Raw genomic sequence first — 22,913 nt, forward strand, 5'->3', positions numbered from 1 at the left:
TCTGTCTGGACTGTTAAGATCATGTTCGGACGTTCCATATTAATCACTCAAACGGTTGATCAGTTCGTCAGCCAGCATATGGCTTTCCAATACTTTTCCAGCTCGTACAGCACACTCCTCCGGACGATGAATATGCTCCAGAAAATGATTCACGACTCCTGTGAATCCTCGTCTTTCCAAAATCGTATCCCAGCTTCCAAAAGCTTGCGTTAATGGTGAATGATTTTTTTGCATAAAAACAGCCTGTTCCATATTTGTTACTTCAACAGACCGTCCTGCCCCGTGAAGCTCCAGTTTTTCTATGTCAGCTCCTGCCTGTCTACTCATACTGTAGCTTCCGGTGGCATTTCCCAAACGTACAGTCCCGAACGCAGCATCCATATATCCTTCACTCGTCGTATTCAGACTACTATGCAGCAGTTCATAATCATCGCCACCCAGCCACAAAAGCAAGTCAAGCATATGAATTAAATCATCATAAACCGTCTGTGCCGCCGGTCTTCGATCATATCCAGTACGATGTTTAATAGCCGCACATTGACTGAATCCACCCGCTTCCTCTAACCAAGCCTTAGCAGCAACATAATGCGGGGCAAAACGCCGATTAAATCCCACCGCCAGCAGCACGGCCTGTGCTTCCGCAAAAGCGGTCATTTCCAGATTCTGACGAACATCATAGGACAACGGTTTATCCACATACACGGCAATCCCTTTTTCAATACACGCCATAACCAGATCAAAATGAGCTTCGGTCGCGGCATGTATAAATACAGCTTCCGGTTCCCATGCCAGCATCTCCTTCACATCTGTCGTTCCTCTAGGCAACCTATATTGCTCCATGACGGAACTTACCGGCTCCTGTGAACGGTTCATGACACCTACAATGTCTACACCTTGGTGTGCAGCCAGTAACGGCAAATATACTTTACGAGCAATACCACCCAGTCCCGCAATGGCTACCCTTGTCTTCGTTTGCTTGTCCATATCATTCCCACCTCTAATCACTCATTCATCTGTTGTCTAGTTTACATGGAAGTCTGCTGACAAGTAAAGAAAAGAGACTGCTCCGGGTCCAGTTGGACAATAACGGAACAGCCTCTATGGCATGAACATTCAGCTTCAGCTAAGTTTACCTCAATGTAAGTTAGCTTAGGCGTGCTGCACTTGCTTTCTTGTTTTTTCACTTTTGATTTTTTTAACACGCATCCCAATGGCTACAACCAGAACCACAACCAGAACCTCAAAGCCGTATTTAACGACCCCGTTCATAAACCAGTGTGCAATCAACGGTTCCGCCACCACCATTTTGGCAGCAGTATAAGCAAGTACAGCAGCCCCAATCGTAATAACTACTGGGTAACGTTCTGTCAGCTTCAAGATAATCGTACTTCCCCACACCATGATTGGAACAGAGATTGCAAGACCCAATATAACGAGTAGCATATTTCCATGAGCTGCGCCCGCTACAGCAAGTACATTGTCGAGCCCCATCATCGTATCCGCGATAATAATGGTGCGGATCGCTGCCCACATTTGATTCGTGGCTGAAATTTCATGCTTCTTCTCTTCGACCAGTAGCTTATAGGCGATATAGATAAGTGCGAGTCCCCCAATCAAACGCAATCCATAAATTTGCAATAAATACGTGACCAGCACCGTAGCAATCACACGAATGATGACCGCTCCGACCGTCCCCCAAATAATGACCTTCTTTTGATTGGCCTTATCAACATTGCGAGCCGCCAAACCGATTACGATTGCATTGTCACCAGCTAGCACCAGATCAATGATAATGATGGATACTAATGCGGTTAAAAACTCAATTGACAACAAATCCATACGTTTCTCCCACCTTTTTTATTTATTTGTTATACTGTACATAGTTCAGCGCTTTATACTAAAAAAGCGCCATTTCACGGAATCCGGAAACGGCGCTGACCCAAATTTGGCATCAAAAAAAGACCATTTACCCGGATTCCTAAAATCCTGGCAAAGGTCTCGCTTACAACATTACGTTGCCAATAAAGCCGGGGATTAAAAATCCCGTAATGACGACTTTACTCGTTGAGCTACTCCCCTTTGGGAACTATTCTATTAGTGGCAGTATAGCACACATTATTAGGAATGTGAACCCTATTTTTTTCTGTATAAGCGATAAGCCGTACAGGGATATTGAAAGAGGTATGTAAATGAAAAAATGGCTACTTGCCGCTGCTTATGTTTCGCTGCTTTGCATCGCGTTTATCTACAGATATGATTGGCTCGCCTGGGCGGACAAGCAAACCTCCTTTCCAGTTCTGCTACTGCTCGCATTTTTATTCGCGTTAATACCGTTTGTGCCTTACAAGCTGATTATCGCTTCTATTGCTTATGCCGCAGGTCCTTGGCAAGGTGCTCTGATTTGCTGGCTAGGCACTACCATGGCTGCACTGGTCGTTTTCATTGCAGTACGTACCCTGTTTCGTGACAAAGGACGAGCCTATTTGAAGCGGGTTCCTGCATTGGAGCGCTTCAATCGGGTCATGGAAAGGGAGCCTTTTGCTGCTGTTCTGCTGGCTCGCCTGATTCCGGTCATCCCCCAGGCAGCGGTAAATGTATACGCTGGAGTAGCGGGGTTTCCGTTCTGGAGCTTTATCCTAGGTACAGCTATTGGCAAGCTTCCCGCAATTGCGGTGTATGCTTATGCTGGCGGCACCTTTGCAGAACACCCAATCACTGGTTTGCTCATTTTGGTGCTATATACTGCATTGGTGGGCGGCGGCTTTATACTCTACCGAAAAAGGCTTCAACGCATCAATAGAATTTAATGCGACAGTTTGCTACCGTTTCTGTAGGATGTTTCATGGCGATTTTGAGGACAGAGCCAGTTACACTGCCGTTTGGTTTCTGACGTTTCGTTGGATTTTGCAAAAATCTCGTATATAATTTAATTGTAAGCTATTTAAATAACAACTAATTAAACATTCTCAGATTGGAGTGACAAATATGAGCACCAACAATCCACACACGGTAGAAAAAGCAACTTTTGCAGGTGGCTGCTTCTGGTGCATGGTTTCCCCTTTTGAGGAATTACCCGGTATTTTGAAGGTTAGATCTGGATACACAGGGGGACATACCGAAAATCCTACCTATGAAGAGGTATGCTCTGAAACAACGGGGCATGTGGAAGCCGTACAGATTACATTTGATCCACAAGTTTTCCCGTATGAAAAACTGTTGGAGCTATTCTGGCAGCAGATTGATCCGACGGATGAAGGTGGACAGTTTCACGATAGAGGTTCATCTTACCAAACGGTTATTTTCTATCATAATGAAGAGCAGCGAATCAAGGCAGAAGCTTCTAAAGAAGCTTTGGCTCAAAGTGGCCGCTTCGACAAGCCCATTGCTACACCGATCCTGCCTGCGACCACTTTTTATGAAGCAGAAGAATATCATCAGGACTACCATAAGAAAAACCCCGCTCATTACAAACGCTACCGCAAAGGTTCGGGACGTGAGGATTTTATCGAACAAAATTGGTCTGGCAAGATTGATAAATCCGATCTTAAAGATCGGCTGACGCCTATTCAATACGAAGTAACTCAAAAGAACGCGACCGAGCGCCCTTTTCAAAATGAGTTTTGGGATCATGAGGGTGAAGGCATTTACGTAGATATCGTATCAGGAGAGCCCTTGTTCAGTTCATTGGACAAATATGATGCAGGTTGCGGTTGGCCCAGCTTTACCCGTCCGCTGCGCAGCTATAATGTCAAAGAAAAAACCGATCTCAGCCATTTTATGATCCGTACCGAGGTGCGAAGTCGCGAAGCTGACTCCCATTTAGGGCATGTATTCGATGATGGTCCTGGTCCAGATGGTCTGCGTTATTGCATCAATTCCGCCGCGCTCCGCTTCGTGCCTCAAGCAGACTTGGAACGTGAAGGATACGGAGCATATAAGTCATTATTTGAACAGTAAGTAACCATAAAATCATTGGAGCTGACCCGCGATCTATCTTTAATAGATGATCACGGGTCAGCCCTTTTTTGGGATATGGCAGCAGCACATCATTACGAAAGCTAGCAATTAACTCATTACCCATCCAAGCCAAATTGCTAGCGGTACTAGCAATAGCTGAGCTAATAAAGTACCTGCCAAACGCGACATGATCATCCAGCCGTACATACTGTTCATCCGAGTTAAGGGTAGCTCCCCTCGTAGCGTTTTCTCCGACAGTACCGCCAATCTTGGATCAATTAACAAGGTCAATAATACCGTTGCAACGCCATTGATTAGACCTGACGACATTGACATTGCTGTACCTTGAGCAGGCCACAGGAATGAAGCATATAAAGCAGATACTACTCCTGTTGTATAGATCGCAGTAACGGTTATATTCAGAATAATTAGACGTTTGGGTATCGCTCCGCTAATCAATGAAGTAAGCATAGACCAGGTGGGACGTTTTATGTAGTAGCCTGCATGTTTCCAGCGACTTCGCAGCATTAAATGACGCACCAAAGCCGGAATAGATCCGGTATGCTCCAAATGCACAATCCATCTGGCTGACATGCGTACCACTGTTGGATACAGTAATATAGCAAGTATGGTTCCAACGGTTGCTGCCAGCAGTACCCCATGCATATATAGTTCCAGTCTAATATCCGTTCCGCCCACTTGTGCTGCAGCTTTAGCCTGATCGACCATCCCTCCGAGTAAAGGCCCCTGCGCCATGTTAGAGGTGCGTGAAACCAACAGCAGCATTCCCGCAACGGTTAACGCTAATCCAATCCGACGCGCTCGCAAACCACCAAGCCGCAGAGCATAGGACAAGCTATCTGTAGTATGAATGATGATAGTCAGCAAAAAAACAAAACCCCAGGCAAGCAAATGCTTCACTCCTTTTTCTGGTATTCTGCACACCATTATACGCTTTTTCTCAAGATACATTTTACAATATATTCATTTCTTTGATTTCCGTTTGTTTAATCCTACAACGGGTAATACATAGTACATCATCTGCTATAAGGAGTGTGCAACTATGCCTTGGAACAAACATGATTACCCTCCATCCATGAAAAACCTGGAACCTCGTGTGCGAGAAAAAGCCGTTGATATTGCTAACGCTCTACTCCGTGACGGCTATGAAGAAGGTCGCTCGATTGCGATTGCCACTTCCCAAGCCGAGGAATGGAACGATAATCATCCAGCCGAGCAAGATGAGAAACAGTAGAAAAAATATAAAACGGACGCATTCAGTCTACTTTAAAACCTTCCTGATAGAAGCTGAATACAGCGAAAGGGTGTTACGTAAGAAGATTTCTCTCCTAACGTAACACCCTTTCCTTATTGACGAAGGCTGTGGACGACCGGCACTGTTTTGGCAACTACCTTTTTAGCGGGAATAGCCGCTGGCAGTACCTTTTTCACAGGTCGGTGCAGTTGGAACGTGGTCGTCCATGTAATTATTTTTCCGGCAAGCCACACAGCCAGTATTGTAAACATTGTTTCCTTCATAGGCAGATACAATAGTGATAATCCCAGTACGATGATGTCACTGACAATAAACACGTTGCCGATTTTCCACCCGCGCCACTCACTGATCAGCAGAGATAAGATATCATCGCCCCCGGTTGCTCCACCGAATCGCAGTACGATTCCGGCTCCCAAACCTGTAAGCACCCCACAAAGTAGAGCAGCTATCAGCAGATTTCCATGTAGATCTATAACCAGAGTCGAATACTTCTCAAATCCTGCATAAAACAGTGAAAAAGCGACGGCTCCGATTAACGCAAGCAGCATAAATCTTTTGCCCTTCAGTACCCATGCCAGCAATATGACGGGAATATCAAGCAGCAACATACTCCATGCTGGAGATATGCCAAACGCGTAATGTCCCAGCAGGGCCAAGCCTGCAAATCCGCCTTCTGACAAATGATTTTGGGCATTAATGTGATAGTACGTAAAAGCTAAAATGCATGTTCCGAGCAACATGACAGCAATCTGTCTCAATGCTCCATTGTTCACGATAGATTCGTAAGTTTTCCTCATACAGGCTCCCTCGGTTTCTCGTAAGTTTGATGTGGATGAACCCACTCTTACGGAAACTACCAGGTAAGATGTGCCTGGAGGACTTGGTCCTTCGCATGTACAATCCCCTCTTCCGCAGAGTTGGCTTTCGCAACTTGACGTTACTCCGCGGAAAAGCTAAGTATAAGACAGATCAAATCGTTTCCAAATCGTCCTTTGGGGAAGTATCCTTCGGGGACACATGGTATCCTGATCCTTTCTTTTGTGGAATAAAACTCCGACATTTCTGTGGTACATATAATTCTATAATTTATTATACCACACCTTGTCACCTGCTAAACAGCTTGCTTTTTTGCTGCACCATATTTTATTTTATGTGTGAGCATGCTTTATTGTATGTGTGAATTAACGCATTATACCGAAGGTTTGGCGAATGTACATTTAATATAACCCAAATCGTATTTTATTTTTGTTTAGATTATTATCCACTTAATTTGGCGGTTCTACGCTGATTGGCCATAAACACTCCTCCAAGTATAAGGACCAGCCCGGTTAGAACGTTCCAGCCGATATGTTCATTCAAGAGCAAAAAGCCCCATACAATGGCACTTACTGGTACAAAATACGTCACCGAAGAAGCAAATTCCGCACTCCCCCGCAAAATCATGTAGTTGAACAAAATATATGCTACTCCTGATCCCAAAACTCCCAGTCCTATAAGAGAACCCAATACACCTGAATCAGAAACAATCGACAAATCAGGTCTCTCCACCATTGCCATCATAATGCCACCCCCTACCGCCGCACCAAGCAGTGTCGCAAAGGTAGCCTGATACATGGAAAGATTGGAAAGAAAACGTTTGGAGAGCTGTGTTCCAAATCCGTAGCAAAGAGTCGCAAGCAGCATACACCCAAAACCCACAGGATCAACAGAAATAATAGATGCAGGATTAATACCCAATAAAATAATAATTCCTACAAAAGCGAGACCCATTCCTAACCACTGCATTCGATGAAAAATAGCTCCGAAAAAAACAAGCCCCACCAACATGGTCCATATGGGCGTGGTAGCATTCAATACAGAAGCCATGCTGCTAGCTATTCTGGTCTCGCTAAAACCGATCAATGTCCATGGCAAGACCATGTTGACCGAAGCTACCAGAGTAACCGATTTCCACGGAATGCTTTTGATTTTAAACGGCCTGCGCATAAGTATCATTAACAAGACAATAAAAATAAGCCCAAAGCTGGACCTGAGAAATACAATAGTCCACGGCCCTACCTGATGTAGCAACAACACCTTGATAAACATAAACGAACCGCCCCAAATGAGGCTCAACAGTAATAAAGCTGCATATAACGAACGTGACAATATGTATACCTTCTTTCTCCACTTTCTTAAGTTAAATAGTAAAGGCTGACCGCAGTCAGAACGATCTCCCCTTTTATGTAAGTTTTTATCCATTAGCTTAACATAAACTCTGTTTGACTGTCATTGGCGATAAACGTAAGATTCTTTACATAATGGCACATGGGTATCGCTCCCCATCACTTTTCCAATAATTGATGATTGCTTTAGCCATGGAAAAATTCCTATAATGAGGTATAAATAGAACATACGTTCTATATACTGATTATATATTGTATTCTTACTCGGAGTAAAGGAGATTTTTATGCCAAGCCAAAAGATACTGAACCACAAGAGCAAAGCTCCTTTACCTTCTGAAGAAGACACAGGGCTGGTCAAGATGTGTGTACTTTTAACTCTTGTTCTGGATGTGCTGGAACGAGACATTCGTATTATAAATACCTCTCCTCTAAAAATGCCCGATTTGTATGTTCGTAGCCTGACTGGAGTACAACAGCGCGTAGCTGTTCAATTAGCAGAGACAAAAGCGCGAATGAAAACACTAGGAATTAAAATTTACAGCGAAATCCGAAATCATGAAGGCGTAGAGGTTTTGTATGTATGCCGTGGCTATCAAAGGCGATTTTTCATGCTTTCATCCTTTGCTCGCAGCGAGGTCCGGCGGAAACTGGGACACTATCTAGGAATTGATCCGACGCAAGATTAAGCCTCCTTGTAATCTGGTGATTCAAGAATGGATAAGTCACCAGATCATGGATAAACTCAGTCCATTTGGCACACATTATGCCTATCTCATCCAAAAGGAGGTGCTCTCTTGGCTGGACATGACGCAGCTTCCGTTGAATTAAGCAGAAATGTTTGAGCAGTTATCCATCAATCTGAATCTGATTCGCAAACAAATTGTCACCCCGTCACTGGTTGTACGCTACTTTATGTGGGATCTAAAACCCGAACTAAAATCGTTATTGTCTATGTTCAAGACTTGGCTAATCCTGAGCTGGTGAAAGCAGTGAAAACGAGAATTAAAGCAATCTCCTCCGATATGGCGCTCCCTGCCGGTTTTATTCAAGAATTTAAGGAGGACAATTCTTATTCTCTTCCCTCAATAGCTCAGACGGAACGACCGGATCGTGTGACCGCCAATCTAATGGAGGGACGGATTGCGATTTTGGCTGAAGGTAGCCCAACTACTCTAATAGCTCCCGTGCTATTTTTTTACATTTTACCAAAGCCCAGACGATTATCACGCTCGTTGGATTATTAGTTCATTTCTAAGAACGATTCGAATGACGAGCTTTTTGATCGCTTTTACGCTGCTTGCCATTACATTGCGACGATTACTTTTCATCCAGCTATTTTGCCATTAGAGCTGGCGCATACCATCAAATAATAGCTGGGAATTGGTTCCACATCCAATAATTTTGCTTATTTTTCCCTAATTGTGTTCCCTTTTTCTGCTGCTGATTCTATCCTATCTCTTCAAAAAAAAGGAGGGACCTGAAACATAAAAAAAAGAGCAGAGCACTTGGAATGCTGACTCTACTCATGTTTATAACAGGCTGCTGGGATCAGAACAATTTGAAGGATGCCCGATTGGCAAATGCATCGGCTTATGATCTCACTCCTGAAGGCGTGTTGTCGCAAACGCTAGAGACTGTAGATGATCCTCAAAGCAATCAGGAAAATGGATGTGATGCCTTTGGCGTAGACAGACAGTTGATCGCTCATCATCCAGTAGTATGGAAAAGTGTAGATTGGAATGAAGAATACCCCAATGTTCGTTTTCATCCGCAGGTCACTGTAGACATTGTTGGGAACGGCATTTTAAACTAAACCGTTCCTGTCGTTTAGTTTTTGGGTTGATCAGATATTATTTCTGGATAAGTAACTTCGTCAGATTGGTTTTTTGGAGTCTCACTCTGGCTTTCCGATTCAGAAGGAGTCTCCTGTTCATTTTCAACAGAAGGTTGCGAAGTATCTGTTGATGGCACATCGTTGTTCTCATCAGGCATATCTACTTCTGTGTCTGCGTCAGGAACAGCAGGATCCGTTTCCTCTGGTGGAATTTTCTCTTGATCTATTGCAGGGACCTCAACCTCTGGGACTGCTTTTTCCTTGATATCTGGTTTGGATGGGACCACTGGTCTAGCAGAACGCGGAATCTGTTCTCTTCCAACCTCGGTAGGCACATATTTTTGATTAAACCAGTCAGTCACGAGTTGACCCGATTGACGGGAATAACGCCCTGGTAGCTTACCTGTAAGGCTAGAAACCGTAACTCTTACAACACCTTCCGGCTGTATAAAGTGCTTATTCTTAAAAAGCTCAGGCTGGTCCTTGACCGCCTCATTCATGATCAGTGCCCACACTGACTGTGCTCTGGAATGACCTTCTTGAGATAATGTATTAACCTGTTGGCGGTAACCAGCCCAGACGCCTAGTGTAACGTCAGGTGTGTACCCCATAAACCACACATCACCAAAGTTTTGTGTCGTACCGGTTTTACCGGCGATATCAATGGCACCGTAGCTTTTAAAAGTATTTTGCAGACGTTTGCCAGTTCCCCTCGGATCTGATATAACCGTTTTGAGCATATCCGTCATCAAAAATGCGGTTTGCTGCGAATATACACGTCTCGTCTGCGGTTTAAATTCATATACGATCTTCCCGTTGGCATCCGTAATTTTGCTGATCAGATGAGGTGCATTATATACACCCATATTGGGAATCGTTCCATATGCTGCGGTCAGTTCCTCGACGGATACCCCTTTACTTAGTCCACCCAAAACCCCTGTCTGAGCATGTTCATCCTGCGGCTGAATCGTCGTAATTCCAAGAGAACGCACAAAATTCCAAGCGTTAGAAATTTTAACTTCATATAGAAACAGCCTCAGCGCAGGGATGTTGATTGACCGATTGAGTGCTTCACGGGCTGTCATAAGCCCCTCGTACCGTCTGTTATAATTTTTAGGAATATGATAACCTTTACGTCCGTCTTTCAATATGATTTGTGAATCATCAATAAGACCGGCTGGCTGAGTGTAGCCCTTTTCCAAAGCAGGTAAATAAGCAGCAATAGGCTTCATGGCAGAACCGGGCTGACGTGTCATTTGAGTTGCATAGTTCATTTGCTCGGTATTAAAATCTCTGCCCTCGATCATACCAAGTATAGCCCCTGTTTTATGATCAATCATGATTGCTGCAATCTGCTCTAATCCCTTCTTCTTACTGTACGGAGAAAAGTTTTGTGGATTGGCTGCAATCTGCCGCATATTATTATAAATTTTCTTATTTATCGTTGTATAAATTCGATATCCGGACCTTTGCAACTCTTCTCGCGTATTTTGAAGAAGCTCGGCATGCTCAGGCTTGGAAATTTCGGCTGGCGTGATATCCGGATTTTGCTGGAGCGCTAACAATTGAGCGGCTTCCCGCTCTGTCTCCAGCATCAAATAAGGGAATGTGTTATAACTTTTTTCGCGATGTGGCGCAAGAGTGGCTTTCACATCAAATTGAAGCGCCTCATTATATTCGGATAGCGTAAGTTTACCTGTTGCCAGCATTCTTCCCAACACGACACGCTGACGCTCCATCGCTTTATTGAAGCCTTCTTCATCAAAGTTCCCTTTACCATCAAAAGCGGAATAAACAGATGGCAGTTGCGGGAGACCTGCCAAATAAGCGGCCTGAGCAATATGAAGCTTATGTAGATCACTTACATTGAAAATTCCTAACGAAGCAGACTTGATTCCATATAAATTGTAACCAGCGGAACCATTACCAAAAGGCATTTTGTTTAAGTAAGCCGTTAATATTTTATCCTTGCCCATAAACCGTTCCATACGCAATGCTAGCAGCATTTCCTTCACCTTGCGGCTGTCCGTCTTATCCAGACTGAGAAAAACCCTTCGGGCTACCTGCTGCGTCAGTGTGCTGCCGCCTGTTTGGCGGTTTTCATTCAAAAGCTTCTGCTTAACGGCACGAGCTGTTCCCTTTAAATCCACACCACGGTGCTCATAAAATTGGCTGTCTTCCGTTGAAATGAGGGCGTCCACAATCGACTGAGGGACATCCTTCAGATCAACGAGCTGTCGATCCTCCTCCATGCGCATTCTTCCAACCGGAGTTACCTGATCATTAAATAATACAAAGCTGGTCAGAGCGTTCTCATTTACCTTTTCATATATCAACTGACGTGATCGTACAGGTTCATCATGAACCAGTGCCGCTACATAGCCGGATATAAGACCTCCAGCAAATAGCACTCCAAGTACACCCGCAAACGAGAACCACTTGATATTAATTAGCAAAACTCTGCCAAAAATACGCCACCTACTGCGTTTTTGAGATGATGGTCGACGTTTTGGGTTCATAAAAATGGTTTTCTCCCCTCAATATTCATTCATTTCCACTTGTTTTTGCTCAAGATATTATGATACGCCATGTTAGGTTTTACGTAAACTCTAACGTTCCAAAAAATACATTTGTATTAGGAACACTTGTTCTGTATATAATACTACTATAAGAGTATACATTCAAGAATATTTTGGTAGGATGATCAACACCTATCAGGAGAGGAGGTCGAATTTTTGAAGGAACGCAGAAATAAAACCATATTCTTATCGGACTGCCAAAGTTTTTATACCAGCATCGAAAAAGCAGATGATCCCAAATACCAACATAAGCCACTCGTTGTGGCCGGTGACCCTGCACTTCGTTCAGGCATTATTTTAGCTGCATGTCCGCTGGCCAAAAAATACGGTATATCTACAGCAGAACGTCTGGGAGAAGCGGTGAAAAAATGTCCTGACCTTATCATTGTACGCCCGCGTATGCAGCATTATATCGATGTTTCATTAAAAATAACAGAAATCTATAATGAATATACGGATTTGGTTGAAGTTTTCAGCATTGATGAACAGTTTCTGGATATGAGCGGAAGCCTCTCTCTGTTCGGAGATCCGGTGAGTATTGCAAGTGAAATTCAGCAAAAGGTACTGGCACAAACAGGAGTATGGATTCGAATTGGCATCAGCTCCAACAAAATGCTGGCTAAAACAGTAATAAGACAAACTAAATTACTTGTACATAATTATAAAATCCTGTAGGAACAAGATATTTAACGACTAAAGTAATGTACATTATTCAATTTCTTTGTTTATTGCTTTCGAAAAAAGTTTTAGATTAAAAATTTAGTTGTAGATGTCCAAGTATTTCTTATTGCTTAGACTAAGATAAGGCTTCTTTTAGAGCACTACATGCTACCCGCGTATGTTCTTTAATTAATAATTTAAATGGAATATAATGATGAGGACGTGACCCAAGCAAAGGTGCGGAAGCACCCTTTTTATTGAACTAACGGATAGCTTGGTTCCAATAATCAGGAATTTACACTGTACTAATAGTGAAAGATCGAATTTACTGGATGTATTAGTTTTAATACCTGTTTATTTATAATGCCCCCCGATTTTTAGGGATCTCTCTAGTGCCTGACCAGCTTGGGTCAAAGAGGACGCTCTTATGATAGCTGCGCTACCATAGCGTTCTTTAATTTTATCTGTTGCTTCTTCCAAGGAGCGGATACGCTCATGATCCTCAAAGAAGGAAAGTTGATAAGTTTGGTCGTCAACCAACCCACTTAAAGTGACACCTAAGCGTCGTATCGGCATACCGTTCCAAAAATTATAAAATATTTTTTTTGCTGCGTTGTACACTTTATTCGTATTGTTAGCCGGATCTGTTAGCTTTATTTGCCTAGAAAATCCGGTGGGAGCCTCATATGGACTGCATGTACAACTAACGGTCACGACAGAGCCCATGTACCCCTTACGACGACTGTCTCGACAAACTTCTTCCGAGAGTTCAAGCAGGATGGTCTCTACTTCATTTGGTTCCAAATAATCTTGGGGTAGGGTGATCATATGGCTTACCGACTTTTGTGGAGAACTGAGGGTATACGGAGCTACAGGACTCTCATCTAGACCATTGGCTGTTTTCCACATGACCTCCGCCTGTATATCCGACTGTTTTCCAAAACGAACGCGGAATTTAGACTTAAGGTCTGGTAGAGACGTTCTAGCGATATCACCAATGGTTGTCATACCAAGCCGCTCAAAATGGGACGACATCCGCGAACCTACCCCAAACATTTTATTAACTGGCTGTGGCCAGAGTAGCTGCTCTAATTCTGTCTTGGGTAACGTGAATATACCGCTTTTAATTTTTTTAGCCCAAATATCAGTTGCGCTTTTGGCAAGAACCTTATTGGAACTGATTCCTATTCGTACCCAAACCCCGGTTTGTAAAAGAATCTTCTTTTGAATTTCTCTTGCAACGGTTAAAGAATCTCCAAAAATTTTAAAACTACCCGAAATGTCCAGAAACTGCTCATCGATACTAAACACCTCTACTAGATCGGTGTATTCCTTGTATATATCCGTAATTGCTAAAGAGACATCAATATAATGTTTCATACGGGGACGGACGATCACAAGCTCAGGACATTTGTTGAGGGCTTCACCGAGCCGGTCTGCTGTAGACACCCCGAAACTTTTGGCCATAGGGCATGCTGCTAAAATAATTCCAGACCTGCGTGCAGGATCGCCTGCTACCGCAAGCGGTTTATTTTTGTACTCTGGGTAAGAAGCTTTTTCTACACTCGCATAAAAACTCTGACAATCCGCCAAAAGAATTGTCCGCTCAGTTGTTTTAGTCATGCTGTACCCTCCAAAACCGATTACGTATATACGAACATGCGTTCTTGATTATTATAATGCCAAACACGAGTTCTGTATTCAGGTAATTTATAGGACTTGTATAATTTGCAAGTGAAAAGATTGAGGAGTTTAAATGATTTTCTCCATAGGTAATGAAGTCAAAGAAACTTGCTCCTTGTTGTCAAAAAGCTAAAGAGGGACTATCCCCCAATGGAAATAGTCGTGTCTTTACCGGCGGCTTGCTCAGCCAGGATACACTGCTGCAGATTTTCCGCCACGATCTGGGCAATGGCTTTATCGGAAGCGTTACGTACGGTGGACAACTGTGGAACCACTTTCTTGCAGGACTTCCCTTCCTCCATTAGCCGTAACACGCCTCGAATTTGTCCTTCAATTCGGCGAAGGCGTGTTTTCATCAATTCCGATAATTGTATTCCATTTTAGTCTGCTCCTCTCTAACATACCGATATAGGTATAATATAGAGTAAAGAATTAAACTCATACACTTCTTAAATAAACAGATTCACCTTACCGTTCGACGCGTCTCCCAGGTAAGCAACCACACCTGCATATTCCAAACCATCGATCAATTCCTCCTGTTTCAAGCCAAGGAGATCCATAGTCATAGTGCACGCTACGAGTTTCACTCCCTGCTCCTGCGCAAGCTCGATGAGCTGCGGCAAGGACAGTGCATTGTTCTTCTTCATGACATGCTTGATCATTTGTGGGCCAAGCCCAGCGTAATTCATCTTTGACAGTCCGAGCCTCTTTGCGCCTCGTGGCATCATCCAGCCGAAAGCTTTTTCAAGCAAGCCTTTATTCGTCTTCACAATCTCGTCTTTACGAAGCGTGTTTAATCCCCAAAAGGTAAAGAAGATCGTCACTTCATGATCATATGCTGCCGCACCATTTGCAATAATAAACGCTGCAATTGCTTTGTCCAAATCGCCGCTGAAAAGGACGATCGTTGATTTTTCTGCCATCGTATTTAAACTCCTTTTCGTTTTGTACCAATACCCCTATAGGTAGGTATTATAAGTGAAATGTTGATGTAACTCTTTCTGCTATATCTTAAAGAATGGAGGACCAAACCTTTATAGCTGTAAGGGCAATCAGCACAACCAAGCCGTATCTAAGCACCTTAACATTGATTTTAGAACTTACTTTGGAGCCAAGCGGCGCACCAATCACGCTTCCGATGACAGTAAATACGGTCGGCAAGAGGGGGATTGCACCGCCGCTAATTTTACCGAGGACTCCGCCAATCGCAGATATAAATACGATAGCCAGTGAAGAAGCGATGGTTGTTCGCGTCGGAATCCTGAGAACTGTCAGCATAATCGGGATAAGGATAAACGCTCCTCCAGCACCTACGATCCCAGATACGATCCCTACCACAAAAGCAGATCCTACGGCAATCCACTTGTTGAAGCGCAGTTCTTGCACCTGTTCTTCTGTGCCTCTGCGGGGAATCAGCATGAGAATGACAGCCAAAACCGCAAGAATGCCATAAAGCAGGTTAATAACGCCCTCGTTGATCATACTGGAGACAAAACCGCCGATGAGACTGCCCGCAAGAATACTGCTGCCCATATAGGACACTAACCCCTTATGCACGATCGATGACCCATTTTTACTTTTCTTTCGAAACGCCAAAACACCAGCCAACGAGGCAAAAAAAACCTGAAACATACTGATGGAAGACACCTCATGCGGTGAAAAGTGGGCAACACCAAGCATAGACGGTACGTACATCAACAGCGGATAGTTGATAATGGCTCCGCCGATCCCTAACAGCCCTGAAAAAAAAGAGCCTACCAATCCAAGTATAATCATGACGATGAAGAGTAAATATTCCAAAGGTATCCCCCTTTCCGTTCAAGTACTGGCTTCAATAAAAACAGTATACGAAGCACATCATACAGGTTATAATAATACCAAGTAAACTTATGAGAAATGGGGAATAACGTATGCTGACCATATTAAAATCATTACTTGAAGACAGATGCCCCGTTTGCAGCAACAGGCTGCAAGTCATGAGCAATTCCGCTTGCTGTACAAAATCCTGTCCACAGGGTCATTATAAGGAAGAAAACTATTGCACACTTGGTGTTACGATTATTTATGACCGGCTTGAAATAAGCGAACACGCTTAGCGTGTTCGCTTATTTGTTTACACCTTCTTTACATAAAATTTATAAATTCCGTTTTCTTCCTCATGGCTAAGCAGCTCGTGATTCGTTTGCTTCACCCAAGCTTGGAAGTCGTTAACGGAGCCTTTGTCCGTAGACAATATTTCCATCACTTGGCCGGAAGCCAATGTACCCAGCGCTTTTTTCGCCTTCACAATCGGCATCGGACATGCCATTCCTTTAGTATCCACTACAAGATCTGTTTTCATATTCATTCATCTCTCCTTTATTTATCATGAACGGCACAGCGGTTAGGACCGATTTCCATTTCACGTTGTTTCTCTTCACTAGGGGTTGCTTTACCCATATTCGTTTGGCGTATTTCCTGGTAAGCATTAGGCTGCGGGGGCAGGTTTTCACTTACAGTGCGTCGGAATTCATCCTCTTCCCTAATATTCAGACCCGGATTATTGCGGTACAGGTCAGACAGCTTAGCCATCACCTTGCCGCCCTCTCCCAGCTCAGTCACTTTGCCAAAATGGGCTGGCAATACGATTAATTCCCGTGAAAGCTCTTTATAGCGGCTGTAGAGTGTTTCACGGAGATCACTTACCCAATCCTCTGCCTTTCCGGCCAAATCGGGACGACCAATCGATTCGATAAACAGGATGTCTCCGGTGAGCAGGTACTGATCATCAATGATAAACGAAGTGCTGCCGATCGTATGACCAGGCGAGTATATCGGCTGGATTCGGATTGTTGTACCGCCAACCGTGATGTCTCGTCCCTCTTCCAGCTTCTCGTAACTGAATGTTACTTCTTCTGCATCCTTAGGCGGCAACCAGTAGGTGGCACCTGTTTGCTTCGCAAGCTTCCTGCCACCGGAAATATGATCGGCATGCAGATGCGTATCAAGAGTGTGCTTAATCTGTGCGCCTTGCTCCTTGGCAAACTGTTCAAACACGTCGGTCATTCGAAGCGTATCGATGACGGCAGCCTCACTGTCCGAAATGACCATGTAGGAGAGACAGCCCTTGCCGATCCGGACGAACTGGTACAGAGATCCACCGCTCTTTAGGTCACCAATCTTCACCGGCTCCAGGTACTCGCTCCACGATTTCATACCGCCTTCCAGGTAATACACATTGGTTCTGCCCGCTTCGACGATTTGCTCGCCCACAAACTTGGAGGATCCTTCTTTTGCGCAGACAACAAGCAATTTTTTGCCATCAGGAATCTTTTCGAGCGCAGCATCTACACCATCTAAGAGGTCGAAATAAGGAATGTTGATGATATCAACACTGTCGCCTTCAACCTTCCAATCGTTAAAGTCGGTTTCATTACGAACATCAAGGATAAAGATTTCTTCTTTAGCCAAGACGATACGAGTAAGTTCCTTGGCCGTCATCGCTTTTAATTCCAATTTCGTTTCCCCCTTCATTTAGAAAGTCAATGTAGCGTTGGCATCCTTCGCAAAATCCAGAAAAGTGACAGCTCCGCCTACGTCAATGCCTTCAATAAAATCCTCTTTTGTCAGGTTCATAACATCCATTGTCATCTGGCAAGCAATAATCTTGACACCCATTTCCTGAGCCATTTCTACAAGCTGTGGGATCGATGGAACATTTGCATTTTTGAATCCTTCAGCAAAATGTTCAGCCCCTGCAGGTAGCGGCAGTTGATGATGAGCTTGCTTATGAATCAGATTCAAGCCTTCAAAAGTAAAGAAAATGGCAACCTCTGCTTCAGTCGCTGCCGAAGCAGTTGCGATATTAAACACTTTATATGCATCGAACATTCCACCATTGCTTGCAATAATAGCTACTTTAGTACTCATTGTTATACCTCCGTTTATTGTTGTTTTTTTATTTTTCTGTTGGACCCGTCCAACCAGTCATGCCCGGTTCTACATTTTTGACTTGCTTGAATCCTTTTTCAGTAAGCAATTGACAGGCAAGGTCACTGCGGCTGCCTGTACGGCATACGACATAAATATCTTCTTCTTGGTTAAGTTCCTGGATCCGACCCTCGAGTTCACCCAGCGGAATTGAAATGGCACTGGCAATTCGATTAAACGCATATTCGGCAGGTTCACGTACATCAAGTACGGTAATTTCCTCGTTATCTGCAAGTTTTTTCTTCAATTCATCATTGGAAATTACATGTGGATGCTTCTTCTCTTCCTTTGTTTCAGTAGCACTTGCCTTACGCACGTAATGCTTGAGTACATCGCCTTCCTCTATTGTACCGAGATAATGATGCCCGGTATTTTTGGCCCATCCTTGAATGTCTGCCAGAGACCCTTTATCTGTAGCTTGTACTTCAATAACTTGACCAGCATCAAGTTGATCCATCGCTTTTTTTGTTCTTACGATTGGCATTGGACATGCAAGCCCTTTGCAATCGAGTGTCTGATCTACTTTAATTTCGGCCACTGCAGAGACCCCCTCAAATTTTGTTATGAACTTGGTACAGAGTTTATATTTAAGTCTTCCCTTCTGACCTGTGGTTTACAATGCCAATTTCAATGGGGTCATTCATTTATTACCCATACCCCTATAGGTATATTACAAAGAGACATCATTTTTGTCAACTCCATTACTAAATAATGAGTTGTTGCTCCAACTGACCTACATCCCTTTTAAACTTCGTTTGTTAAGAAGCAATTTTTCATAAAAAAAGCCAACCTCTAAGCTGGTTGGCTTCTTCTATTCAAGCACTCTAAAGAGTTGCTTCATTTTTTACTTTTAACATAATAATCTACTTTAGGTCATTCCTCTCTGCGTCAATAATTCCGCCACCAACGAAGTTTACGCAAATGACCAGAGGATTGAATGCAAATAACGTTACAAGAATCTCTTTCAAGTAAACCTTTTATAATAAAAAATCTTATTGGGGGAGCTATCACTTTAATTATGTCAGCTATTTGAGTACAGAACTTGCACTTTTTATACATTACCTGATTCCATTTGGAATATTAAATCGCTAGCCACCTAGAATACTATATACCGAAGCTTTCTTGAAAAAGGAATAAAAAATATCATAAATCAGAATTTCAAACTCACGATTAAGCAATTCAGTTATTTAACAAAGAATTAATACTCACCAAGACTTGCTGAAGAATACTATCAAAATAGGAGCTCATCGTTTCATCCATTCCTATACCGCATTCCAGAACATTTACCTCAATGCCCAGCAAATAGGCTGTCAGATTGGGATATATTAACGGAATCATGTGTAGGATGTGAAGGTTATGGGCTGAAATCCCCCGTTCTTCCGGAATCAGATGATGAAGTTTGCAAATGGTCGTTGTCCCAACAGGATTTCCGGAAATAACTGCATCAACGATGAGAAGAATGTCGGCATCCTCAATGTATTGAAGACAAAAGTCAAGGTCCGTCTCTCCAGCTATGTACGTGACACGGTCATCAATATTCATAACTCTCAATGCCTCGACCACGTAAACCCCAATCCCGTCGTTCCCCATCAGTTGGCTTCCAATACCCAGCACGGTTAATCGACTCATCCCATCACCTGGAACGTTTGGATTGCATGTCCTTCACGATGAACATGCGTCGCACAGGACATACAAGGATCAAAGGATCGTAATATTCGGCCAAGCTCTATGGGGTCATCCGGATTAGCGACCCTGGTACCTATCAATGCCTGCTCCGCAGTTCCCTTGTTTGTGGCCGTACTTGCAGAGAAATCCCAGGCAGATGGTGTTATGATCTGATAAAAAGATATTTTTTTGTTATCGAGTTTAACCCAGTGCCCCAGTGCACCTCTAGTTGTGTCTACTAACCCTTCTCCTTGAGATTCGTCAGGTACTTGCCACTGTTGTTGTACATGAGTATCGGGGATAACCTGATCCAATAATATCTCTGTAACTTCGATGACTTTCTTAACTTCCAGACAGCGAGCAAGGATCCGGTCCATCGTCGAGATTCCATGGCGGTATTCCCCGCTAATCCACAGCCTGGCCAGAGGACCGACTTCATAGGGCAGCTCTTTATATCTGGGGGCTTTTACCCATGTATATCCTTGTTCCTTGTTCATATCAGGCTCCGGCATATTCTCAAACGGTCGATTCGGAGCCGTTCCTTCATACCAGGAATAATCAATATGCTCATTAATATAACTTCTGTCAAATTGCTCAAAATGGCCTTCGCGATACACGCCAGAATCCACATATAAGGTTCCCAGATCTAAATAGTTATTGAACAATCCATAAGTCATCAGGTTTCGTGGACCCGCTCCAATGTGAAAATAATCATCATAATATCTGGCCAGTACGTATGCGTCAGGGAGCATTTTGGCCAGTACAAAGTCCTTAATTTGTACAAGAATGGACTTCGCACTTACCAGTCTGTCCGTGGTTGCTGGAGTGGAATATCCTCCGACAAAAATGCCGTGGTTATGCGGGGCTTTACCTCCAAACAGTGCCAGCAATTGATGTCCCAGCCTGCTGATCGGCAAAGATTCGAAATAGTGAGAGGCAAGAAGTTCATTTAGCTGTGATGGCAGCCGAAAATCACTATGTGCATCTGTATAAATGGAGGTCACTTTAGGTATATTTACAAAATCGGGAAGCCCATATTGATAAAAATGCCTCAAGTGATTCTGTATAAATTCACAGGCATGAATAATATCTCTTAAATAACGTCCCTGCTCCGTAGGAACAATATGTAAAGCATCCTCCAAGGCAACGGAGGCTGCAACAGAGTGAGCTGTGGAGCATATACCACAGATGCGCTGCGTTAAATAAATCGCATCAAAAGGACTGCGGTCCACCATCATCTGTTCGAACCCGCGAAACATAACACCTTTTGTTTTGGCATCAACGACATGGCTGCCCTCCAGGGTCACATCCATTTCCATAAATCCACTAATTCGTGTTAACGGATTAATTTTTATTCTTTTAGTCATGGCATTACTCCTTGACTGCATAGGTGGTATCGAAGCTAATAAAAGGACTCATCTGATCAGGAAACCCGAACTGCGAGCATCCGATGCAGGTGCTCGCGCCAATAGGCCAATTGACATGATTATTCCATTTGCGCGTCGGACAGTCCACACGGGTGACCGGGCCGCGACATCCGAGCTTGAACAGACAGTAAGGCTCGCCCAGTGTTTTGGAAAAAATACCTTTATTAAAATAATCTAGTCTTGGACATCGGTCGTGAATTAATGTGCTATAAAACAAGAGCGGCCGATCTTTGTTGTCCAATGCAGGTTCGCCGTACATTAGAATATGGGAAAGCGTCCCCAGAAACCAATCCGGATGACACGGGCAACCAGGCAGTTTAATTACTTTACGCTGAAGAACACTTTGCAAACCTACACTTTGGGATAAGTTAGGCTTTGCGGCTGAAGGTCCGCCATCGACGGCACATGCACCTACTGCAATGACGTGGGCTGCTTTGTTCCCGAGCATCCTCGCAGCCTGGAGCCCTGTAATGGGTTTCCCCTCATAACTGCCTATAATCTGATAGTTCCCCTGATCACGAAGAGCCACAGCTCCTTCAACTGCCAGAATGAATTCTTCGTCCGATTTCAATAAATCAAACAGCTGATCAAGCGCCTTTTCTCCTTCAGGGATCATTAAGCTATTGCTGTATACAAGGTCCACCATGGAAGTGATCATATATTCGAAGCTGGGGTTCTGGCCATTAAGCAAGGATATAATGTTTCCGGAACAGCCATTCAGCTCAAGCCATACGAGCTTGGTCTTGGTAACTTCCCCGTTCTGAATCTTCTGCTTGGCTTCTTCGAATAAGCGGCTGGATATGGCTTCATTCGTCAAGGTTTCCGGTGGCAGCACGATTCTGTCACTCAATTCGTCAGCCTCCCTACAGGCGTTAATGTGTTCAGAATCCATTGCTCTGCAGCATGACAAGACGCAAATTCCCGTGTCCAATCCTGTCCCGCAGTAAGTCCAAAGTGGGTTCCTGCCGACCAGGCTGCATTACCTGTGACGTCATACACGATCCCTTTTACAGCAACATAGGCGGGTCTGCCGCTTTTCCCGTTGTATTCAGCCAGCTGCTCACGAGTGAAGTTTGGCTGATTGGCAGGAATGGAATTGCCGGATGGATTAGTTGGTAGTTGGTTGGTCGCAGCAGGATTAGAGGAGATGGTGGGGTTAGAATAGGAGAGATTTGCTGCATTTACTGGTAATGCGGTGTTATTCTGGTCTCTGTCGAGCTGCACCAGGAACTGGAGTTGAGAGATTTGATTCCAAAGTTGGTTTAGCGTCAATCCTTTCATCTGCGCATCCTGATGAGTATAGAGCAATCGTATTAAATATTGAATTTCCGAGAATGTACTATTTATTTGTTCCTGTACCAGCTGTCGATTCGTCACAAGTATGCCTCCCATACGATAGATATGGGCATTTTATTCAATTATTCAAAGAAGGTGAACTTAGGACGGGTTGCCGAAGGCTGAACAGCTCTGGCGTTCATTAGAAGCACAATATCTTCTAACCTTTGATTTAGAAGCTCCGCTTGCTGCTCAGCCTCTTGAAAAGCTGCAGTAAGTTCCGCATTGTGATCAGACATAAACCCCCTGCAGTGACCTGCATTGACACGAACCTGCTCCATCTGCTGCTGCATGGATTGAACCAGTACCAGAACGGGTGCATCGTTAATAGAGTTTTGACACATATAGTACTAACCTCCCCTG

Annotated in this window: 25 protein-coding genes and 2 pseudogenes; 8 read left to right on the forward strand and 19 right to left on the reverse strand. The window is 43.8% G+C overall.

Translation table 11 applies throughout. The features are described from left to right. Nucleotides 1–39: 39 nt before the first annotated feature. Nucleotides 40–984: a Gfo/Idh/MocA family protein gene (locus G9G53_RS09620; RefSeq protein WP_029517223.1), complete on the reverse strand. Its 945-nt coding sequence runs from the start codon at nucleotides 982–984 to the stop codon at nucleotides 40–42. 165 nt (nucleotides 985–1,149) lie between these two features. Further along, nucleotides 1,150–1,839, reverse strand: coding sequence for a TerC family protein (locus G9G53_RS09625; protein ID WP_029517222.1), 690 nt, complete (start codon nucleotides 1,837–1,839; stop codon nucleotides 1,150–1,152). 350 nt (nucleotides 1,840–2,189) lie between these two features. Between G9G53_RS09625 and G9G53_RS09630 the strand changes: the two genes are divergently transcribed. After that, nucleotides 2,190–2,807 (forward strand): TVP38/TMEM64 family protein, encoded by a 618-nt coding sequence (locus G9G53_RS09630; protein ID WP_029517221.1) that lies wholly within the window; start codon nucleotides 2,190–2,192, stop codon nucleotides 2,805–2,807. 178 nt (nucleotides 2,808–2,985) lie between these two features. Beyond that, the gene (gene msrA / locus G9G53_RS09635) at nucleotides 2,986–3,957 is read left to right on the forward strand and encodes a peptide-methionine (S)-S-oxide reductase MsrA (protein ID WP_029517220.1); all 972 of its coding nucleotides are present in this window, start codon (nucleotides 2,986–2,988) and stop codon (nucleotides 3,955–3,957) included. 108 nt (nucleotides 3,958–4,065) lie between these two features. On the opposite strand, the gene G9G53_RS09640 is transcribed toward msrA, so the two are convergent. After that, on the reverse strand, nucleotides 4,066–4,869 hold the full coding sequence (locus tag G9G53_RS09640; protein ID WP_029517219.1) for a lipid II flippase Amj family protein: 804 nt from the start codon (nucleotides 4,867–4,869) through the stop codon (nucleotides 4,066–4,068). A 151-nt stretch (nucleotides 4,870–5,020) separates the two neighbouring features. On the opposite strand from G9G53_RS09640, the gene G9G53_RS09645 reads away from it, so the two are divergent. Further along, nucleotides 5,021–5,212 carry a hypothetical protein gene (locus tag G9G53_RS09645; RefSeq protein ID WP_029517218.1) on the forward strand — a complete coding sequence of 64 codons (192 nt, stop codon included), beginning with the start codon at nucleotides 5,021–5,023 and terminating at the stop codon, nucleotides 5,210–5,212. A 113-nt stretch (nucleotides 5,213–5,325) separates the two neighbouring features. On the opposite strand, the gene G9G53_RS09650 is transcribed toward G9G53_RS09645, so the two are convergent. Together G9G53_RS09650 and G9G53_RS09655 are read right to left on the reverse strand one after the other, a co-directional pair. Continuing rightward, nucleotides 5,326–6,030, reverse strand: coding sequence for a YitT family protein (locus G9G53_RS09650; protein WP_029517217.1), 705 nt, complete (start codon nucleotides 6,028–6,030; stop codon nucleotides 5,326–5,328). A 460-nt stretch (nucleotides 6,031–6,490) separates the two neighbouring features. Continuing rightward, nucleotides 6,491–7,381, reverse strand: a complete 891-nt coding sequence (locus G9G53_RS09655; protein WP_029517216.1) for a DMT family transporter — start codon at nucleotides 7,379–7,381, stop codon at nucleotides 6,491–6,493. 301 nt (nucleotides 7,382–7,682) lie between these two features. On the opposite strand from G9G53_RS09655, the gene G9G53_RS09660 reads away from it, so the two are divergent. The 4 genes from G9G53_RS09660 to G9G53_RS09670 all read left to right on the forward strand — a co-directional run bounded on the left by G9G53_RS09660 (nucleotide 7,683) and on the right by G9G53_RS09670 (nucleotide 9,211). Next, a complete protein-coding gene (locus G9G53_RS09660; protein WP_049816977.1) occupies nucleotides 7,683–8,084 on the forward strand; it encodes a hypothetical protein in 402 nt (133 codons plus the stop codon). A 228-nt stretch (nucleotides 8,085–8,312) separates the two neighbouring features. Next, entirely contained in the window at nucleotides 8,313–8,642 is a 330-nt protein-coding gene (locus G9G53_RS26820; protein WP_338018496.1) for a spore germination protein, read from the forward strand. Continuing rightward, on the forward strand, nucleotides 8,638–8,745 hold the full coding sequence (locus G9G53_RS26825; RefSeq protein WP_338018499.1) for a hypothetical protein: 108 nt from the start codon (nucleotides 8,638–8,640) through the stop codon (nucleotides 8,743–8,745). The genes G9G53_RS26820 and G9G53_RS26825 overlap by 5 nt, the downstream gene beginning before the upstream one ends. Before the next feature lie 163 nt (nucleotides 8,746–8,908). Further along, complete coding sequence (locus G9G53_RS09670; RefSeq protein ID WP_165147087.1) at nucleotides 8,909–9,211, forward strand: Ger(x)C family spore germination C-terminal domain-containing protein; 303 nt, start codon at nucleotides 8,909–8,911, stop codon at nucleotides 9,209–9,211. Nucleotides 9,212–9,225: 14 nt separating this feature from the next. Here G9G53_RS09670 and G9G53_RS09675 read toward each other — a convergent pair whose 3' ends face one another. Continuing rightward, on the reverse strand, nucleotides 9,226–11,751 hold the full coding sequence (locus G9G53_RS09675; RefSeq protein WP_165147090.1) for a transglycosylase domain-containing protein: 2,526 nt from the start codon (nucleotides 11,749–11,751) through the stop codon (nucleotides 9,226–9,228). Nucleotides 11,752–11,967: 216 nt separating this feature from the next. On the opposite strand from G9G53_RS09675, the pseudogene G9G53_RS09680 reads away from it, so the two are divergent. Next, a pseudogene (locus tag G9G53_RS09680) lies at nucleotides 11,968–12,438 on the forward strand (Y-family DNA polymerase); the annotation flags it as partial. A gap of 387 nt (nucleotides 12,439–12,825) precedes the next feature. On the opposite strand, the gene G9G53_RS09685 reads toward G9G53_RS09680, so the two are convergent. From G9G53_RS09685 to G9G53_RS09745, 13 genes and pseudogenes are all read right to left on the reverse strand, one after another. Then, a complete protein-coding gene (locus G9G53_RS09685; protein ID WP_165147093.1) occupies nucleotides 12,826–14,094 on the reverse strand; it encodes a DNA polymerase IV in 1,269 nt (422 codons plus the stop codon). A gap of 200 nt (nucleotides 14,095–14,294) precedes the next feature. Continuing rightward, nucleotides 14,295–14,533, reverse strand: a pseudogene (locus tag G9G53_RS09690) (metal-sensing transcriptional repressor). Between the two features lie 70 nt (nucleotides 14,534–14,603). Then, complete coding sequence (locus G9G53_RS09695; protein WP_165147096.1) at nucleotides 14,604–15,077, reverse strand: DsrE/DsrF/DrsH-like family protein; 474 nt, start codon at nucleotides 15,075–15,077, stop codon at nucleotides 14,604–14,606. An 88-nt stretch (nucleotides 15,078–15,165) separates the two neighbouring features. Next, nucleotides 15,166–15,954 carry a sulfite exporter TauE/SafE family protein gene (locus tag G9G53_RS09700; RefSeq protein WP_165147099.1) on the reverse strand — a complete coding sequence of 263 codons (789 nt, stop codon included), beginning with the start codon at nucleotides 15,952–15,954 and terminating at the stop codon, nucleotides 15,166–15,168. A 313-nt stretch (nucleotides 15,955–16,267) separates the two neighbouring features. Beyond that, nucleotides 16,268–16,495 (reverse strand): sulfurtransferase TusA family protein, encoded by a 228-nt coding sequence (locus G9G53_RS09705; protein ID WP_165147189.1) that lies wholly within the window; start codon nucleotides 16,493–16,495, stop codon nucleotides 16,268–16,270. Between the two features lie 17 nt (nucleotides 16,496–16,512). Beyond that, nucleotides 16,513–17,667, reverse strand: a complete 1,155-nt coding sequence (locus tag G9G53_RS09710) for an MBL fold metallo-hydrolase (RefSeq protein ID WP_165147102.1) — start codon at nucleotides 17,665–17,667, stop codon at nucleotides 16,513–16,515. Beyond that, nucleotides 17,668–18,063 (reverse strand): DsrE/DsrF/DrsH-like family protein, encoded by a 396-nt coding sequence (locus tag G9G53_RS09715; RefSeq protein ID WP_165147105.1) that lies wholly within the window; start codon nucleotides 18,061–18,063, stop codon nucleotides 17,668–17,670. Nucleotides 18,064–18,091: 28 nt separating this feature from the next. Beyond that, nucleotides 18,092–18,661 (reverse strand): sulfurtransferase TusA family protein, encoded by a 570-nt coding sequence (locus G9G53_RS09720; RefSeq protein ID WP_338018497.1) that lies wholly within the window; start codon nucleotides 18,659–18,661, stop codon nucleotides 18,092–18,094. 641 nt (nucleotides 18,662–19,302) lie between these two features. Then, nucleotides 19,303–19,752 (reverse strand): hydrogenase maturation protease, encoded by a 450-nt coding sequence (locus G9G53_RS09725; protein ID WP_165147108.1) that lies wholly within the window; start codon nucleotides 19,750–19,752, stop codon nucleotides 19,303–19,305. Further along, nucleotides 19,749–21,155, reverse strand: a complete 1,407-nt coding sequence (locus G9G53_RS09730; RefSeq protein WP_165147111.1) for a nickel-dependent hydrogenase large subunit — start codon at nucleotides 21,153–21,155, stop codon at nucleotides 19,749–19,751. The genes G9G53_RS09725 and G9G53_RS09730 overlap by 4 nt, the downstream gene beginning before the upstream one ends. Nucleotides 21,156–21,159: 4 nt before the next feature. Beyond that, on the reverse strand, nucleotides 21,160–22,065 hold the full coding sequence (locus G9G53_RS09735; protein WP_238437749.1) for a hydrogenase small subunit: 906 nt from the start codon (nucleotides 22,063–22,065) through the stop codon (nucleotides 21,160–21,162). Next, entirely contained in the window at nucleotides 22,062–22,592 is a 531-nt protein-coding gene (locus tag G9G53_RS09740) for a cytochrome b5 domain-containing protein (RefSeq protein ID WP_238794823.1), read from the reverse strand. Before G9G53_RS09740 ends, G9G53_RS09735 begins: the two co-directional genes overlap by 4 nt. A gap of 41 nt (nucleotides 22,593–22,633) precedes the next feature. Further along, nucleotides 22,634–22,894 carry a hypothetical protein gene (locus G9G53_RS09745; protein WP_165147117.1) on the reverse strand — a complete coding sequence of 87 codons (261 nt, stop codon included), beginning with the start codon at nucleotides 22,892–22,894 and terminating at the stop codon, nucleotides 22,634–22,636. Between the last annotated feature and the right edge of the window lie 19 nt (nucleotides 22,895–22,913).

The sequence above is a fragment of the Paenibacillus sp. EKM206P genome (genome assembly GCF_011066155.1).
GTDB classification, from domain to species: domain Bacteria; phylum Bacillota; class Bacilli; order Paenibacillales; family Paenibacillaceae; genus Paenibacillus; species Paenibacillus polymyxa_D.

Bases quoted from the DNA above. Each gene is read 5' to 3' on its own strand.
- G9G53_RS09620 (WP_029517223.1), bottom strand. From the start codon at position 984: ATGGACAAGCAAACGAAGACAAGGGTAGCCATTGCGGGACTGGGTGGT.
- G9G53_RS09625 (WP_029517222.1), bottom strand. From the start codon at position 1,839: ATGGATTTGTTGTCAATTGAGTTTTTAACCGCATTAGTATCCATCATT.
- G9G53_RS09630 (WP_029517221.1), top strand. From the start codon at position 2,190: ATGAAAAAATGGCTACTTGCCGCTGCTTATGTTTCGCTGCTTTGCATC.
- msrA (WP_029517220.1), top strand. From the start codon at position 2,986: ATGAGCACCAACAATCCACACACGGTAGAAAAAGCAACTTTTGCAGGT.
- G9G53_RS09645 (WP_029517218.1), top strand. From the start codon at position 5,021: ATGCCTTGGAACAAACATGATTACCCTCCATCCATGAAAAACCTGGAA.
- G9G53_RS09650 (WP_029517217.1), bottom strand. From the start codon at position 6,030: ATGAGGAAAACTTACGAATCTATCGTGAACAATGGAGCATTGAGACAG.
- G9G53_RS09660 (WP_049816977.1), top strand. From the start codon at position 7,683: ATGCCAAGCCAAAAGATACTGAACCACAAGAGCAAAGCTCCTTTACCT.
- G9G53_RS09670 (WP_165147087.1), top strand. From the start codon at position 8,909: ATGCTGACTCTACTCATGTTTATAACAGGCTGCTGGGATCAGAACAAT.
- G9G53_RS09675 (WP_165147090.1), bottom strand. From the start codon at position 11,751: ATGAACCCAAAACGTCGACCATCATCTCAAAAACGCAGTAGGTGGCGT.
- G9G53_RS09685 (WP_165147093.1), bottom strand. From the start codon at position 14,094: ATGACTAAAACAACTGAGCGGACAATTCTTTTGGCGGATTGTCAGAGT.
- G9G53_RS09695 (WP_165147096.1), bottom strand. From the start codon at position 15,077: ATGGCAGAAAAATCAACGATCGTCCTTTTCAGCGGCGATTTGGACAAA.
- G9G53_RS09705 (WP_165147189.1), bottom strand. From the start codon at position 16,495: ATGAAAACAGATCTTGTAGTGGATACTAAAGGAATGGCATGTCCGATG.
- G9G53_RS09710 (WP_165147102.1), bottom strand. From the start codon at position 17,667: ATGAAGGGGGAAACGAAATTGGAATTAAAAGCGATGACGGCCAAGGAA.
- G9G53_RS09715 (WP_165147105.1), bottom strand. From the start codon at position 18,063: ATGAGTACTAAAGTAGCTATTATTGCAAGCAATGGTGGAATGTTCGAT.
- G9G53_RS09725 (WP_165147108.1), bottom strand. From the start codon at position 19,752: ATGAGTCGATTAACCGTGCTGGGTATTGGAAGCCAACTGATGGGGAAC.
- G9G53_RS09730 (WP_165147111.1), bottom strand. From the start codon at position 21,155: ATGACTAAAAGAATAAAAATTAATCCGTTAACACGAATTAGTGGATTT.
- G9G53_RS09745 (WP_165147117.1), bottom strand. From the start codon at position 22,894: ATGTGTCAAAACTCTATTAACGATGCACCCGTTCTGGTACTGGTTCAA.